The sequence below is a fragment of the Paenibacillus terreus genome (assembly GCF_042138595.1).
GTDB classification, from domain to species: domain Bacteria; phylum Bacillota; class Bacilli; order Paenibacillales; family Paenibacillaceae; genus Paenibacillus; species Paenibacillus terreus.
On record NZ_JBHIRX010000008.1, the window covers coordinates 48,322 to 64,664 of the forward strand.

A 16,343-nucleotide genomic window follows, 5' to 3' on the forward strand; every position below is an offset into this window, starting at 1 on the left:
TCCTCTCACAAATTGTTTTTGTCAGCATTCTCAGGTTACAGGTGCAGGGTTAAATAATGCCAAATCGTTGTGGATCCCCCAGTGATCCGCCCATGTCTTCTTGCGCCCACTGGCGACATCCAGGATCAGGTGGAATAATTCCCAGCCCACGTCTTCTATGGTCGCTTCTCCGGTTGCAATTCGGCCTGCATTCAGATCAATGAGATCATGCCATTGCTCAGCCAAAGAATTTCTGGTGGAAACCTTAATCACAGGAGCTACAGCCAAGCCGTATGGCGTCCCTCTGCCCGTAGTGAACACCTGTAAATTGATGCCGGAGGCTAGCTGCAAAGTTCCGCATACAAAGTCGCTGGCAGGTGTTGCCGCAAAAATCAATCCCTTTTCTGCAGCCCTTTCCCCGGGAGATAAAACGCCAACAATGGGGCTGGTGCCTGATTTAACAATGGATCCGAGCGATTTTTCCACCACATTGGCGAGCCCGCCCTTTTTATTCCCGGGTGAGGGATTGGCGCTCCGGTCTGCCTGACCGCGCTGTAAATATTCGTCATACCACTGCATCTCCCGAATCAGGGCCCGGCCGACCTCTTCACTGGCTGCGCGGGGAGTTAATAAATGAACGGCATCCCTGACTTCCGTTACCTCTGAAAACATAACCGTCGCGCCTGCGCGTACCAATAAATCAGCGGCAAAACCTACTGCCGGATTAGCGGTCACCCCGGAAAAGGCATCACTCCCCCCGCACTGCAGACCGACTACCAGATCGGAAGCGGGGCATGTGACACGCTGACGCCGATTCAGCTTATCCAGCCGGGCTTCAGCCATCTCCATAATGGACTTGACCATGGGAATAAATCCGGCATGCTGCTGTAGGGATACGATTTTGCCCATATCCCCGTCCGGCACCAATCTTTCGGGAACCAGCTTCTCACAGCCTAACCCGACAACCATAAGCTCCCCGCCGAAGTTCGGATTCTGAGCCAGGTTTTGAATCGTTCGAATGGGAATCACCGCATCCGGCGCATTAATCGCAACCCCGCAGCCATAATTATGGGTTAATGCTACGACGTCCTCGACATTTGGATATTTGGGCAGGAGCTCTTCTTTTATTTTCTTTACGGCATATTCCAGCACTCCGACAACGCATTGCACACTGGTCGTAATCCCCAGTATATTTTTCGTTCCGGCACTGCCATCCTCATTGCGATATCCCTCAAACGTGTAACCTTCCAATGGGGGGAGCCGCTTCGGCACATGGGTTGCAATCGACAGTTCCTCCAGACGGGGAGGGGTCGGCATTTGGATCAAAGCCTCCTCGACCCAGCTGCCTTTTGCAATCGTTTTCAATGCAAAGCCGATCATTTCACCATAACGAATAATGGGCTCACCTTCACTAATATCATGCAGCGCTACTTTATGCCCCTGGGGTACTTTACTGATCAGCTCGAGACCGCAAGGAAATTTCGTCCCTTTAGGCAGCCCGCCTGTATTAACGATAATGGCAATATTATCTTGCGGATTCACTTTTATATATAGGGGTTCTTCACTTTCGGTCTGTTTTATAGTCATGTCGGTTATCTCCTATCCGTACGAGATTCCAGAAAATCAGATTTGCTTTAACTCAAAACGTTTAATCTCTCCAACGATAAACAAATAACAAATGATTACCATAAAGGCATTGGCCCCGACAAAAATGAGCGCCCCATTAAAAGAGCCCGTTGCCTGCAGAATATACCCGATCACGATGGGTGTCGTAATCCCTGCGAGATTGCCAAACGTATTGAACATTCCGCCGCTCAGTCCCCCCATCTCTTTGGGAGAAGTATCCGATACAACCGCCCATCCCAATGCGCCTATGCCTTTCCCGAAGAAAGCCAAAGCCATAATGGAAACGACCAGCCAATCCACTTCTACATAATTGCAGATCACCATGGAGGTCGACAGAAGCATGCCAATGACGATTGGGATTTTTCTCGCTGCTGACAAGGACTTTCCTCTTCTTAGCAGGAAATCGGAAATGATCCCTCCCAAAATTCCGCCTGCAAATCCGCAAAGGGCGGGCAGTGAAGCAACAAAGCCGGCTTTCAGAATGGACATTCCGCGCTCGGTAACAAGATAGACAGGAAACCAGGTCAGAAAGAAATAAGTAAGCGTATTCAAACAATATTGCGCAATATAGATTCCCAGTGTCATACGATTGGTAAGCAGCTGCTTTAAGTAACCCCATTTGGGCGTGCTTTGTTGACTTCCCTCCTTAGCCTGATCCAGATGAACAAGGGCACCGCCTTCCTCAATATATTCCAGTTCCGCTTTATTTACTTTGGGATGATCTTTCGGGCCATATACCGTCTTCACCCATACACCGCACATGGCCATACCGACAAGGCCCATAATGATAAACACGAATTTCCATCCGAAAGAGCTTGTGAGCCAGGCCATAATGGGAGCAAAGATGACTGTTGCAAAATATTGGGCTGAATTAAAAATAGCCGATGCCATGCCGCGTTCCTTGGTCGGAAACCAGGCCGATACGATTCGGCTGTTCGCCGGAAACGACGGAGCCTCCGCCAAACCCACCATAAAACGAAGCACAAATAACATCACGATCGTCAACCCTGCGCTAAAGAATCCTACGAAACCCTGCAATAACGTAAACAGTGACCAGAAAAAAATGCTGAAGGTATAGATCTTTTTCGAGCCAAAGCGGTCAAGAAACCATCCTCCGGGCAGCTGACCCAGCACGTATGCCCACGAAAAAGCCGAAAATACATATCCCATAAGAACCGGATCCAGGCCAAGCTCTTGCGACATGGGGGTCCCGGCGATCGATATCGTTGCACGGTCGGCATAGTTAATCGTCGTGATGACAAACAGTATAAATAAAATCATGTAGCGGACACGGGTTTTCTTTCCATACTCTACCCCAGGAGAAACTTGGTTTGAAACCTTCGGACTGTGTATAGCCATGCTTCAGTAGCCCTCCCTAAAATGTTTTAGTATTACATGCTCACCCGTGAGTTGAATAAAACGCTTTCAAAACACCTCCTCAATATCTTGTTCTTTTTCCAAAACCATCGTAATCTGTAAGCATACAAGAAGTAAAAGTCATAAATCTTAGTTTTCTCTTAATAAATTTAAGAGCAAGGAAGGGGAATTCTGATCATGGACTTAAAGCAGCTGGAATATATCATCCACATTGCAGAAGAGAACAATATCACGAAAGCCTCGGAAAAGCTATTCATTACCCAATCCGCATTAAACCAGCAGCTTTTAAAGCTTGAGAAAGAGCTAGGCACACAGCTATTTGTCCGTTCAAGGAATAATTGGCACCTGACACAAGCCGGCAAAATTTATGTAGAAAACGCTAAAAATATACTCAGAATCAAAAAAGATACGTATAACCAGATCAACGATATTCTTGAAACAAGGGAAGGAAATTTAGTTATCGGGTTAACGCCGGAACGCGGTACGCAAATGTTTGCCGCGATCTATCCAACTTTCTACAAAAAGTTCCCAAAGGTAAAAATTGACCTGATCGAAATGCCCGTCAAAAAACAGCAGGTTGAAATTTTGCAGGGGAACATCGACATCGGTTTTTTAACTCTGCAGGATTTTCAAAAAACGAATGATAACTACATCCATTTATGCTTTGAAAGCATTATTTTAGGTGTTCCCTCTGCTCATCCCCTTGCACAAGTGGGCGGAAAACTCGGCGAGCCCCTTCCGGAAATCAGTCTGAAGCTTCTGGAAAACGATTCTTTTGCTGTCATGCAAACAGGCTCCACCCTCAGGGAAATCTTTAATCATTTGATCAATGAAGAAAACATAAGCCCTCATATTTTATTGGAAACCAGAAGCTGTCATACTTTATTTGAAATGGTTGCTCAGGGCATTTGCTGCTCCGTATTTCCCATTACTTATGCAAAGCCAAGCTCTGCGGTATCCTATTTTTCCATTCGTCAGAACCCGGTGTGGGAAGTAACGGCCAGTTATAAAAAGGACAGCTACTTGAGCAATGCGGCAAAAGAGCTGATTGCCATGGCTACGGATTATTGGCTCGACAGGGTACAGGTTTGCTCGTGAAGCTTCTCCGATTTCTATTTTAAAAAAGGTCGATCGCAGGTGTACTTCCCCCCTGCGCTCAACCTATGGTGCTTATGACTGACTTTATACGAACTATCTTTCATCTATCAACCAGCTATAACACATGGTATAATATGCCTAACAACAGAATGGCTTGGATGGGTGGTCGGCTAGTCTCCCGGAAGGGAGGTGAGGCCCGTGGAGGTTTATCAAGCGATATCATTGATGATTGCATTCGGAGCGTTAATTGTAACGCTTATTGGTGTGGTCATTACGATCGTGATTGCTCTGAACCAAAGCAAAAAGAAATAGACCGTCCCAGTGGAAGGGTTGACGGTCTATTTCTCGGACCCAAACTTTGAACACACAGCCTACCGCTCTTCAAAGCGGCTGTTGCCAAGAGTGGGGATGTTACCAGCATCCTTCACTCTTTTTTAGTATATACAACCTTTACTAAATAATATCACACCTCTTGCTGATTGTTAATCACATGTTCTTCTATACTTTTCTATTTTCATTTTTGGAGGAAAATGGCTTAGTCTTTATATGGGTCGAATTCGTTGGCCCCGGCCATGCATACACCGATGGGCTTCAGCACATGCAGCACCTCCAGCGTCTCCTTGTGCGCATCCAGCACCTCCTGCAGCTTGCGGTACACGAACGGGCTTTCATCCGTTCCTGCTCCGCGCAGCTCGACACCGTAATTGCGGACCGCCGTTTCCATCTGGGAAACCGTAATTTCACCCCCGGTTCGGGTGCGGGTCTTCCAGTTCATTTTTCCAGCTGCCCGGGTACGGCTCATAATGCGGCCTGCTCCATGAACCGTGCTGTAAAAAGCGTCCTGGTTCTCCGCCGTGTCTTTTCCTTTCACAATATACGCCATTGACCCGGCCCATACCGAATGAAATCTGGCGGGCAATTTCGTCCATGATCTTTCCGATGCGCGGCAGCACCTCGTCTGCCGTCAAATGTGTCCGCACCGCCTTGTTGCCTTGCCGCATGCGATATCATACCCCACGCCTGACGGGGAAATTTGTCCCTCATAAGCGACTACACCGCCGATCGGCTGGCTGTAGCCTTTATGATGGTCAGCCATCAGCAGCGCCTGCATGACATTGCCCGTTGCCGCGCAGATTACCTATCCTTATTTTTACGAACAGGGTGAAAGTATGACGACGTCTTTCGGCGTCTTTCTATGTTTTCTGTCAAAATCATAGATTTGTGTTGATATTTTCCATACTGGCTATTATGATAGTTTTGAAAGGAGGTATGATACATAATTTCTTAATTCAGTCTGCCAACCGGAGTCAGAACTCTTGAGCCCTCCCCTTGGTACATAACGCGCGGCGTCCAGCGAAATCCGGAAATTGTAACCGGCCTAGGCTAAAACGCTTCTTACGGCGAAAGTCTGACCTCCAATCGTTTTAAATTTAAAACAGGAGGTATATGTAACCATGACCAAAGCTGGCATCCGCAAATTTTTCCCGATATTTCTCATCACACTTCTCCTAACAACAAGTATAGGCAATAATATCATCACGCAGTCCGCATCCGCAGCGGCATCCAACGCAACGATTACATTAACAGCCGATAATGAATATACCCTTTATCACAATGGTACCCTGGTAGGCTCAGGAAATCAGTGGACGCAGGCTAACACTTTTAAGTTAGACCTGCAGCAGGGCAAAAATGTGATCGCCGTCAAGGCAACCAATCTTGAAATGCAGGCGGGTCTTCTCGCAGATCTTGTATATCAGGAAGAAAGCATCGTTTCCGATTTTAACTGGAAAACGACGGCAACCCATACCGCGGGGTGGGAGCAAACCAATTTTGATGATACTTCCTGGCAGCACGCAACGGATTTCGGAATGTACGGGATGTCTCCCTGGAACAAGTCTGTGACTGGAATGCCGGACAATACATCCGCCCGCTGGATCTGGATAGGAGATACCTACAATAATCCTTCGGTTAAAGAGGCCTATTTCCGCATGGAGTTCACGGTGTCTGACGATGGTCTTGATATCAGTAATCCGATTACAAACGTAGGCGAATTCGCCAATGTGCAATATAAGCTTAAAAGCAACATTCCTATGCCAAGCCTGATCAGGCAGAAAATAGGCATTACAGGAGATATGTTTACTGAAATCCCTGCAACCGGCAGCTTCTCGATTACTGCAGCTGAGTACGCACAGCTTTCGTCCACACTTGTAACCAATCAAATTTACCTGGATGAAGCGACCGACCAATCCATTAAAATTACCAAGGTGGCTGCCATCCTTACTTCATCCGGCTATGTTGTCGAGTACGCCATCCCCCAATTTGAAGAATTATTTGAATATTACAGCATTCCTGAACAAACCGTCACGTTTGATCAGAGCAACCTGGTCTATCCATCCGGCGGCTCCATTGTCTCCTTTTCAGATGTCTTGTCCTCCGTCTATAATGACGTTCCATCAGCGGTCTATTCGGATGTCCCCACATCTGTGTACACGGACATGGTTACATTCGGTGCCGATGATTTCATATCCTGCAGCAAATCCGGCTCTGACTTCGTCTGTAATTTCAAAAAAGAGCTGATCAACCAAAAGAGCGGCGGCAAGGAAACTCTCGTGGAAGCGGGCGGAACGCTGACCCTCAAAGCCCCAAAGCTCAAGGGAACTTACAAACATAATAAATTTGATCTGAAATTTACTGCAGGTGAAAGCGCCAATGTGTACGTTAAAGGCAAGGCACAGTTTGAAAAGGAAATTAAAGTGCCGCTTTACGGACTGGAGCTGGATGCCGGAAAAGTGGGGAAGGCGACGGTTGGCATCTTCCTTGTCATCGGCATTGATGGAAACGTCAGCTTTGAATTTGTTGTCGACCAGGGTTATTCCCTTGAAGCAGGAGTGAAAGGAAAAAACTTCTTATACATCCCTCGGCTTGGCACGATTAAGCCTTACAGCAGTGTGGACAGGCATTTAAACGTTACACACCAGATTGAAGGCACATTAACCGCCAGAGCGGGCGCACAGGCGGAAGTGGGTTTAGAGGTGCTCGGTATCAGTCTTGTGGGGGTCAAAGTGTTTGCGGGAATCGAGGGTAAGGGAGCCTGGACAAGCAGCCTCAATGTTCCATATACCATGACTTTGACGATTGACGCGCTGGTAGAGGGGGACGCTACTGCTATCGGCAAAAATTTTGATCTGTTTGAATTCCGCTGGAACCTGGTGAATCTGAGAAAAGAGCCGTCATCCGGCAGTTCAACCAATCTGGCATTGGGGGCAACAATTACCGCCGATTCCACCTATCCCGGATATTCGGTAACCAGGATCAATGACGGTGACCGCAACACGACGGTTGGCGAGGCTTATAGCTGGGCCAATGATAACAGGACGCCTCTGCCTCAATATGTAACAGTTGAAATGCTCAAGGCAGCCAGCATTAACCGGATTGATCTGTATACTTCTTCCGGATATCCCCTGGCCGATTACGATCTCGAGTACTGGAACGGCTCAGCCTGGGCCAGCCTCGTGAAGATCACCGGCAATACGGAAACGTACAGAACCCATTCATTCGCAGGCGTACAGACCTCCAAGGTGCGGGTGGTCGCCCGCAAAGGGCCTTCCCATCAGCTTGGTTATGTCCGTATTAATGAGTTGGAGATTTACGGAGCGGTGAACGTAGCCCGGTCTGCTTCCATTACAGCGGATACGACCTTTCCTGGTTACTCTGTTGCCAGAATCAATGACGGTGACCGCAACACCACAGTCGGTGAGGCTTACAGCTGGGCCAACAATTACGGCTCGCCTCTGCCGCAGCATGTTGTCGTCTCTTTTAGCCAGCCCGCAGCCATCAGCAGGATCGAGCTTTATACATCCACCGGCTATCCAATGGCCGATTATGACTTCCAATACTGGAATGGCTCGTCATGGGTAAATCTGGCCGCAGTTACAGGCAACACGAATGAGTACAGGTCCCATTCCTTCCCTACAGTCCAGACATCCCAAATCCGGGTGGTCGCGCGCAAAGGGCCGAGTCATCAACTTGGATATGTCCGTATTAATGAGTTGGAGATTTATTAAGTTTTAAGAACAAGTAAAAGATGCCGCCTTGTATTCGAAAGACGGCATCTTTTATTTAAACCAGCCATTATCCTTAAAGCGGGTAACGGCCTCGATCCGGTTGCTGACATTGAGCTTGTCGAGGATCACCGAAATATAATTGCGGACCGTGCCGGCCGTAAGATACAGCGCGCCGGCAATCTCTTTGGTCGTCTTGCCCTCGGCAATCATCAGCAGCACTTCCTTCTCCCTTTCGGTCAGCGGATTCTCCTCTCCAAATGCTCCATCCACTAGCTCGGGAGCGTATATTCTTCGCCCGGCCATGATGCTGCGGATGGAGAAAGCCAGTTCCTCGCTCGGGCTGTCCTTCAGCAGGTAACCATGTGCGCCTGCCTTCAATGCCCGTTCAAAATAGCCGGGACGCGCAAAGGTTGTCAAAATAAGTACTTTACAGCCAAGCCCTTTCATCTCCTCGGCGGCCTCCAAACCACTTTTCAACGGCATTTCGATATCCATAATGCAAACATCCGGCTGGTGCAAACGCACCAACTGTACGGCTTCCTCACCGTTTCCCGCTTGGCCGACGACCTTCATATCCTCTTCCAAATCCAGCAGGGAAGCCAGAGCCCCAAGCAGCATTCGCTGGTCTTCGGCGATTACAATCGTGATCATTTATCTGCCTCCTTTACCGGCTGTTCAAGAACATTGGGAACCTGTATGATCAGCCTTGTGCCATTGTCTGAACGGACAACCATGCTCCCATTGACAAACTCAAGGCGCTCTTTCATGCCGCGCAGCCCATTTCCCCGGAAATGAACGGTCTCCTTAGGCAGGCCTGTTCCGTTGTCTTCCACTGTTAATGTCAGCTCCGTTCTGGACGGCTCAATCCTGACGCAACAGGCGCTTGCGCTGCTGTGCTTGACAATATTCGTCACTGCTTCCCTAAGGCACATGCTCAGCACATTCTCATTCAGCAAGGAAACGTTTGTCAGATGGGGATCACCCTCTACAGTAAGCGTGATTTGGGCCGCCTTCAGCATTTGCCGAATCCGGGAAATTTCATCCTCAAGACTCGTCCCCCGCATCTCGGTAACCATATCCCGCACTTCCTTCAATGCATTCCTGGCTGTCTGACGCACATCTTCGATTTCGGCCTTGGCCCGTTCCGCATCCTGAGTGATCAGCTTGCCTGCCAGGTCACTTTTCAGCCCGATCAAAGATAGCTTCTGACCGATCGTGTCATGCAGATCCCTGGCTATGCGCTGTCTCTCCTCCAGCTTGACCAGCTCGGAGATTCTTTTGTTGGCGTCATTCAGTTCTCCCATCAGACGGTCACTTTTATTCCTGTTATACGTGGTGACAGGCAATAGAATGATGCCAAGCGTACTGACCAAAACAAAAGGCAGCTGTGAAATGAACACCGGATTCCGTGAAACGAAACCGTAATTGATCGTTGCAATGGCCGTCACAAGATGAATCGTGTATAACGTGACAAAACCGGCCCGGTTCCGGATATTCCCGATAAAGAACGCCAGAAAGAGTGAAAAATACACATAGCCGAACAAAAGCGTCATCGTAATGGAAATCATAATTTGCATGCTGGTCCAGAAGTATACGAGCCAGCCCTTTGACAGAAAAGACAAAACATAACAAGCAAAAAAAGCGATAATCATAATACAGCCCAGTACGACCTGATACGTAGAGGACGAACGAAATATAAAGTAAAATGGGAGAATATACAGGACAACCCATACATATGGACTAAGCCCTGTACTGCGATGAAAAATCTGATACCATTTCTGCATTGCCGTCCTCCCTGTGCCGCTTCTGATCACTGAACCGTTTAGCGTTTCAATCATTTTAACACAATTTCGGCTGAGGATTATTCACCTTGAACATTGGGCTTGGTGATGATCCGATTAGGCGCAGCATCAGGCTTGCTCTGCTTCCGTTTCACACTGCTGTAACCTACAAAAGCCTTCCTTTCCTCATCCCACAGCCGGAATTGCAGCGATTGCAAACTGGTTCGAATGGTGATGGTCGTCGCTTTCTGCAGCGGGGGCGCGGCATTATGAGCTTTTTCCAGATTGTAATTCGGTACCTTCGGACTCAAATGATGAACATGATGGAAGCCGATATTTCCCGTAATCCATTGCAAAGGCTTCGGCAGTTTATAGTAAGAGCTTCCTTCCACGGCCGCGTTCACATAGCTCCATTCTTCATCATGCTCAAAATACGATTCCTCAAACTGATGCTGTACGTAAAACAGCCAGATCCCCAGCATGCCTGATACAAAAAAGATTGGCGCCTGTACCAGCACAAAGGCTTGCCAGCCGATAGCCCAGCACAACAGGGTATATAAAATAACAATGGAAACATTGGTGATGTGGGTATTTACTCTCTCTTTGCGTTTGGCCCCTTTGCGGTTAAAGCGGTATGAAAACAGAAACACATAGATGGGCCCGGCAACAAACATGACGAACGGATTGCGGTACACACGATATGCCGTTCTCGTCCAAAAGAATGCCTGCGCATATTCCTCAACCGTGAGCACCCACATGTCTCCCGTTCCCCTCTTATCCAGGTTGCTGCTCGTTGCGTGATGGATCGCATGCGTGTTCTTCCACTGCACATATGGACAAAGTGTAATAATGCCTGTGATGGTGCCCAGAATATCATTGGCACGACGGCTTTTGAAGAAGGACTGATGACCGCAATCATGAAATATAATGAACGTGCGTACAACAAAACCGGCCGCGAGGATCGTAATGGGAAGTGTGAGCCAATAGGATACGGCGAGGCTTAAATAAGCCGCATACCAAAGCCCAATCAATGGTATAAGGGTGTTGGCAAGCTGGAATACACTCGATTTTTCATTAATTTGTTCATACGGGGCAACTTCCTTTTTCAAACTGGACAGGTTGTCATGTCGGGTCATACGTTGTTCCTCCTCCATATTGTCGCAAGTGCTGCCGTATTAAAACCTCCGGATGCACCCTATACCTATCATAGATAAATGCATCCGGAGCAGGTAGTCACAAACGTCAATGCTGGAGTATGACAAATGTCATATAGGCTACAAAAAACGGCAGGCAAGGAATGTCCTTGACCTGCCGTTTTTCAATGAGCCAAGCTCTGCGACTGGGATATCTGAGCTCTATCCTCCTTGGCTTCCGCCTTGCTCAGCTTCCTTTTCTCAACCGCCATCAAGACTAAAATGATCGCTGCAAATGCACTCAGCAAAATGAGCATGCCGCCCAGCTCGGGAATAAAATAGCGCAGCTCGCCACCTTTAAACCCCATGCCACGCAGAAACTTGAAGTGCCAGGTCAGAGGCAGGATGTTGCTGACAGCCTGCAGCGGACCGGGCAGCATCGCTACAGGAAGCTGGGCACCGCTCAGCAGGAATGAAGGCATCATCAGAATCATGATTCTTCCCGATGCTTTTGCCGGAGTTGCGGCACTCCAACCAAGTGCCATCGCAAACAGGCTGAGCGTTGTCGTATACAGCATAAACGGAATGAACATTTCCAGCATGCCCGCTTCAAACCTCAGTCCTCCAAGCTGCTTGATCAAACCGATGGACAGGAAGAACGAGATACATCCAACCAAAGCGTACGGCAATACCCGCAGCAGAAGCCCTACGGGATGATTCAATTCCTCCTGCAGACGCCCCTCTGCCCGCAGACGGGGAACAATGGACAGGCCAGCACTGCCGATCAGGGAAAGCATGACCGTATTGACAAATCCTATTACCGAGCTCATCAACGTGCTGCTGGTCGGATTGTACAGCAGTCGCTGCTGGACCACCATATTGGAGGTCATGCCTGAAATCTGGCTGTCGGTCAAACCAACAGCCTTCAAGCTACCGGCAGCAAGCGCAGCATTCTCTGCCGTGATTACTTCCGTTCCCCCTGTCCGCAAGCTGGCTGTGGCCTGTGCGACGGTATTGTCCACATAGAAGCCAATATTGCTTTGTTTTCCCTGCAGTCTGTTTGCTTCCAGTCCCGCGGGAAGGTAAATCACTGCAGAAAACTGTTCATTATAGAGCAGCATATCCGGATCGGTATCATTCTCGAAGACCCTTTTAACATTGATATACTGGGAAGCATCCAGCTTGGTAATCAACTGACTGCTATACGAGCTATGGTCCAGATCAACGACAGCAACCGGCCCTTCATTGATCTGGCTATTCTTAAAAACATAACCGAACACTGCTGCAACGACGATAGGCACAAGCAGCAGAATAAAAACGCTCTTGCCGCCAAGCATATGCTTCCATTCATCAATCAGCGCTTTCATCCACCTGTACCTCCACTGTCATGCCCGGAAGCAGATTTTCAGTGCGCGGCACCCGCACACGGACCTGAAATGAGCTGGTATCCGACTGTCCCTTGTCACGGCTCATTCTCATATTGGTGTATTGCGGGGCAGAAGTAACGTACTCCACCGTGCCTTCGACATCCTGCTTCAAGGCCACAATATGAGAGGTTACTTTGGAACCGGCCTGGAATTTGGCGACATCCTCTTCACCCACATAGAGATCGTAGTACAGTTCATCCGTTTCGATCATGATGACCGTAGAACCTGCGGATACGTTCTCCCCAAGCTTGGGCACAACCCTCGTTACTTTACCGTCTACAGGAGCCTTCAATACTGTACGGTCGCGCTGCAGCTGCAGCGATTTTAACTGGACCTGCAGAGCCTCCTTCTGCTTCACCAGCAGATTCACATTGTATTTCCCATTCTCGACTTCATCTCTGGACTGCGAGGTCTGGTTCAATGCCTCTTTGGCTTTCTCGGTCTTAAGACGGGCCTGCTCACGCTCCTCGGCTGTGGCTCCTGCCTGCATTTTCTCCAAGGAAGCCTGCTGCTGTGCAACCGCATTTTGCGCGATATCCGCTTGTTTGGATGCCGTTGCTACCGACGCATTGGCAATTTCGAGCTGACCCCGTGCCGTTTCGAGTGCGATTTTGGCCGAATCCAGGTCATTTTGTGCCTTGTCCAGGTCTGCCTGGGTCGCTACACCGCTCTCTTTTAAAGCTTTGACCCGGTTGTAGCTCGTCTGGGCCAGATCAAGCGACTTCTGCCGGGATGTGACCGTCTTTTTCGCGATTTCAACATTTTGTTTGGCTGTCTCCACTGCCGTTAATGCATTCTCTGCAGATTGTTTCGCAGACGCGACCGCCAGCTGCTGCTGCCGGATATCCTCGGCCCGGGCCCCTTGGTTCACCTGGCTTTCGGCTGTCTGTGCCGCCTGAATGTCAAGCTGGGCCTGCTTCTCGGATTCAGTGATTTTATCTGACTGGATGTTAAGCGAGCCCTTGGCCTGGTCAATTTGCACGTCCATCTGGGCAATTTGCGATTTCAGCTTTACGATTTCAAGATCTTTGTCCACCGGGTCCAGGGTCATGAGCACATCTCCCTTTTTGACCCGCTGCTCTTCCTTGACGTTAATGGTGCTGACCTTGCCGCCTACTCCCTGAAAAGAAGCATTCACTGTATCTGCGGCAAGCAGGGTGTCCTTCTCTTGCGCAGCCATGCTTACTGCGTCCTTGCCGCTCATCGCCATTAATATCCCTCCAGTGCCAAGGGCGACAACCAGTAGAATATAAGGGATAAATTTCTTTAGCATATCTATTCTCCTTTTTAAAAATAATTTATAAGCCGTCATATAGTACGACGTCGAATTATTAGGGAAAGAAGGGTTCAACTATCTTTGAACCTTTCTAATCCGGTGCGAAGCTTATGCAGAAGTCCCACAAATATCTTATGATCTTCCTCTGTAAAATCCTGCATTAGATTCGAGACAAAGGAAGCATACATTGGCACCACCGTATTTATATGCTCCACACCCTTCTCCGTCAGGTGAATGGCTGTCATTCTGCGGTCATTCAGGCTGGCCCGTTTGATATAACCGTCGCGTTCAAGACCGTCAATCACACTGGTCATCGTGGAGCGCGTAACCCCCGAGTAAACAGCCAGCTCCGATGGAGTCAAGGCTTTTCTATACGCAAACAAAGGCATCAAGATTTTCATTTTGCCGACCGAGAGATTGTGCTCGGACAACTTGCCGCTCATTTCATTGTATACTTCATGAGTTGTGTGTATGTAAGTCATCATGGTGTACAGGGAATCCCACTCCAATTGAGGAAAATGCTCCGCCAGCTTTCGTACCCGCACTTCCACTTCGTTACCTTTGAAGTTGACATCAAAGTTCATTTCCGCACTCCTTTCATAATTATTCGCAATCATATAATACGGCACCGAACTAATTTTGGTCAAGATAAAAATGGAATGGGCGTAAGGTACACAAAGAAACCGTTCCTTGTGATGTCGAATCAAAATTCCATTTACCAGGAGACGGTTTCTTTCCATTTTGCATTTTTTACGATTTTATGGATTTCCGGCAAAACGGCATCCTACCCTTTGACCGAGCCTGCCGCAATTCCTTCCACAATCCGGTCGCTCAGGATGAGGAACACCAGCAGAATGGGCAGGATGCTGATCATTAACGTGGCACCGATGGCTCCCCAGTCTGTCGTATACTGGCCGATGAAATTTTGCACACCGACCGTCAGCGTCTTATATTGATCCGAGCTGATAAAGGTATTCACAAAAATGAACTCATTCCAGTTGTAGATCATGTTAATGATCGCGGTTGTCGCCATGACGGAAGAAGTCATCGGCAGCACAATCCGGAAAAACATCCGGTTCACGGAGCACCCGTCCATCACCGCCGCCTCCTCCACCTCTCCCGGCAAAGCGTAATAAAATCCGAGCAAAATCATGATCGTAGTCGGCATATTAAAGGCGACGTAAGAGATGATCACGGACAGCGGGCTATCCGTTAAATGCAGCTTCTGGAACATGCTGAACAAAGGAATCAGCGTGGAATGGACGGGAATCATCAGCCCGACCATAAACAAGCCCAGCACAATGGAGCTGCCTTTCCATCTCATGCGCGTGACCGCAAAGGTGACAAAGCTGGCCAGCAGCACCGTGAGCACGAGCGATACGATCGTAATCCAAACGCTGTTCATGAAATAAGTGCCGATATTGCCGCTGCTCCATACCTTGACGTAATTATCCCAATGCGGCTGCGGCGGGATGGCAAAGGGCGGCAGATTGAACACTTCCTGATTGTTTTTCAGCGAAAAAAGCAGCAGCCAGATTAACGGGAGAAGCTGCAGGACGGCTGCGGCAATGAGAACCACGTACAGCAGGCCAGTTCCTGCCCGGCTCCATATCCCCCTGCTGTTCCCCAATCCGCGGTTCATTGCATACTGGGCCATCGTTCCTGATTTCATAGAGGCCCCTTCCCTCCTTTCCACCTATGAATACTGAATCGTATCCTTTGTCGCCGTTACCTTGCGGATCACAAATGTTGCGGCCAGACAGATGATCAGCAGAAAAAATGCGACAGCGCTCCCATAACCGAAATCAAAACCGCGGAAGGCCTGATGATACATATAAGATGCCATGACTTCACTGGCCCCGTTCGGCCCGCCGTCGGTCATAACATAGATCAGGTCAAAATATTTCAGAGACCCGACAAACGACAGAACAACCGTAACCTTAATGACCTCGCTCACAAGCGGAAGCTTGATGCGCAGCGCGATCTGCAGCGGGTTGGCCCCGTCAATCCGTGCCGCCTCAATGAGCGATTCGGGAATATTTTTAAGCCCGGCATAATAAATGAGGATATAAAAACCCGCATACTGCCAAATAATCGGAATAAACAGCGCAATCAGCACAATGGAGGGCTCCGCCAGCCAGGCTGGCGGGTTTTGAATGCCCATGGACATTAATACAGTGTTCAGCACTCCATTGGTGGGATGGTATATCTTCATCCACAGCTGTGCAATCGCTACCGAGGACAGCAGCATGGGAATCAGATAAATTTTGCGCAGCAGGTTGGCGCCTTTGATTTTGCCTGACAGCACAAGCGCAATCAGCAGGTACCCAATCAGGCTGATGCCTGAAAACAGGGCCAGCAGCAGCGAATGGTACGCACTCTGCCAAAAGGCGGCATCCGCTAACAGATCTTTGTAATTATCCAGCCCCACAAAGATCATGGGAGAGATGCCGTCCCATTCGTTCAGTCCGTAGTATCCTGTCAGCACGATAGGAACGTAGATGACCGCCAGCAGCAGAAGCAGGGACGGCAGCACGTACAGAGCGATGATGAATTTGTTGGACATGACTTTATTCACGGCT

General features: G+C 48.9%; 15 protein-coding genes. 3 read left to right on the forward strand and 12 right to left on the reverse strand.

The genetic code is table 11. The features are described 5' to 3' along the window. Positions 1-30: 30 nt before the first annotated feature. Positions 31-1,566, reverse strand: coding sequence for a galactarate dehydratase (gene garD / locus ACE5KN_RS15610; RefSeq protein WP_375524637.1), 1,536 nt, complete (start codon positions 1,564-1,566; stop codon positions 31-33). A 36-nt stretch (positions 1,567-1,602) separates the two neighbouring features. Further along, positions 1,603-2,964, reverse strand: a complete 1,362-nt coding sequence (locus ACE5KN_RS15615; RefSeq protein ID WP_375524638.1) for an MFS transporter — start codon at positions 2,962-2,964, stop codon at positions 1,603-1,605. 195 nt (positions 2,965-3,159) lie between these two features. Here ACE5KN_RS15615 and ACE5KN_RS15620 point away from each other — a divergent pair, with 195 nt between their 5' ends. Then, positions 3,160-4,080: a LysR family transcriptional regulator gene (locus ACE5KN_RS15620; RefSeq protein WP_375524639.1), complete on the forward strand. Its 921-nt coding sequence runs from the start codon at positions 3,160-3,162 to the stop codon at positions 4,078-4,080. A gap of 198 nt (positions 4,081-4,278) precedes the next feature. Next, positions 4,279-4,392 carry a putative holin-like toxin gene (locus ACE5KN_RS15625; protein WP_375524640.1) on the forward strand — a complete coding sequence of 38 codons (114 nt, stop codon included), beginning with the start codon at positions 4,279-4,281 and terminating at the stop codon, positions 4,390-4,392. Between the two features lie 223 nt (positions 4,393-4,615). Here ACE5KN_RS15625 and ACE5KN_RS15630 read toward each other — a convergent pair whose 3' ends face one another. Together ACE5KN_RS15630 and ACE5KN_RS15635 are read right to left on the reverse strand one after the other, a co-directional pair. Then, positions 4,616-4,963: an RtcB family protein gene (locus tag ACE5KN_RS15630; protein ID WP_375533107.1), complete on the reverse strand. Its 348-nt coding sequence runs from the start codon at positions 4,961-4,963 to the stop codon at positions 4,616-4,618. An 81-nt stretch (positions 4,964-5,044) separates the two neighbouring features. After that, complete coding sequence (locus ACE5KN_RS15635) at positions 5,045-5,191, reverse strand: RtcB family protein (protein ID WP_375533108.1); 147 nt, start codon at positions 5,189-5,191, stop codon at positions 5,045-5,047. A gap of 343 nt (positions 5,192-5,534) precedes the next feature. Between ACE5KN_RS15635 and ACE5KN_RS15640 the strand changes: the two genes are divergently transcribed. Then, positions 5,535-8,144, forward strand: coding sequence for a discoidin domain-containing protein (locus ACE5KN_RS15640; RefSeq protein WP_375524641.1), 2,610 nt, complete (start codon positions 5,535-5,537; stop codon positions 8,142-8,144). Between the two features lie 51 nt (positions 8,145-8,195). Here the strand turns inward: ACE5KN_RS15640 and ACE5KN_RS15645 are convergent, their stop codons facing one another. The 8 genes from ACE5KN_RS15645 to ACE5KN_RS15680 form a co-directional block, all read right to left on the reverse strand. Beyond that, positions 8,196-8,795, reverse strand: coding sequence for a response regulator (locus tag ACE5KN_RS15645; RefSeq protein ID WP_375524642.1), 600 nt, complete (start codon positions 8,793-8,795; stop codon positions 8,196-8,198). Continuing rightward, a complete protein-coding gene (locus tag ACE5KN_RS15650; protein ID WP_375524643.1) occupies positions 8,792-9,928 on the reverse strand; it encodes a sensor histidine kinase in 1,137 nt (378 codons plus the stop codon). The genes ACE5KN_RS15645 and ACE5KN_RS15650 overlap by 4 nt, the downstream gene beginning before the upstream one ends. Positions 9,929-10,005: 77 nt before the next feature. Then, on the reverse strand, positions 10,006-11,061 hold the full coding sequence (gene desA, locus ACE5KN_RS15655; RefSeq protein WP_375524644.1) for a Delta(5) desaturase DesA: 1,056 nt from the start codon (positions 11,059-11,061) through the stop codon (positions 10,006-10,008). Positions 11,062-11,243: 182 nt separating this feature from the next. Then, on the reverse strand, positions 11,244-12,425 hold the full coding sequence (locus ACE5KN_RS15660) for an ABC transporter permease (RefSeq protein ID WP_375524645.1): 1,182 nt from the start codon (positions 12,423-12,425) through the stop codon (positions 11,244-11,246). Next, entirely contained in the window at positions 12,409-13,758 is a 1,350-nt protein-coding gene (locus ACE5KN_RS15665) for an HlyD family secretion protein (RefSeq protein WP_375524646.1), read from the reverse strand. Before ACE5KN_RS15665 ends, ACE5KN_RS15660 begins: the two co-directional genes overlap by 17 nt. A 74-nt stretch (positions 13,759-13,832) precedes the next feature. Then, entirely contained in the window at positions 13,833-14,345 is a 513-nt protein-coding gene (locus ACE5KN_RS15670) for a MarR family winged helix-turn-helix transcriptional regulator (RefSeq protein WP_375524647.1), read from the reverse strand. A gap of 200 nt (positions 14,346-14,545) precedes the next feature. Further along, complete coding sequence (locus ACE5KN_RS15675; protein WP_375524776.1) at positions 14,546-15,403, reverse strand: carbohydrate ABC transporter permease; 858 nt, start codon at positions 15,401-15,403, stop codon at positions 14,546-14,548. A 54-nt stretch (positions 15,404-15,457) separates the two neighbouring features. After that, a complete protein-coding gene (locus ACE5KN_RS15680) occupies positions 15,458-16,339 on the reverse strand; it encodes a carbohydrate ABC transporter permease (RefSeq protein WP_375524648.1) in 882 nt (293 codons plus the stop codon). Between the last annotated feature and the right edge of the window lie 4 nt (positions 16,340-16,343).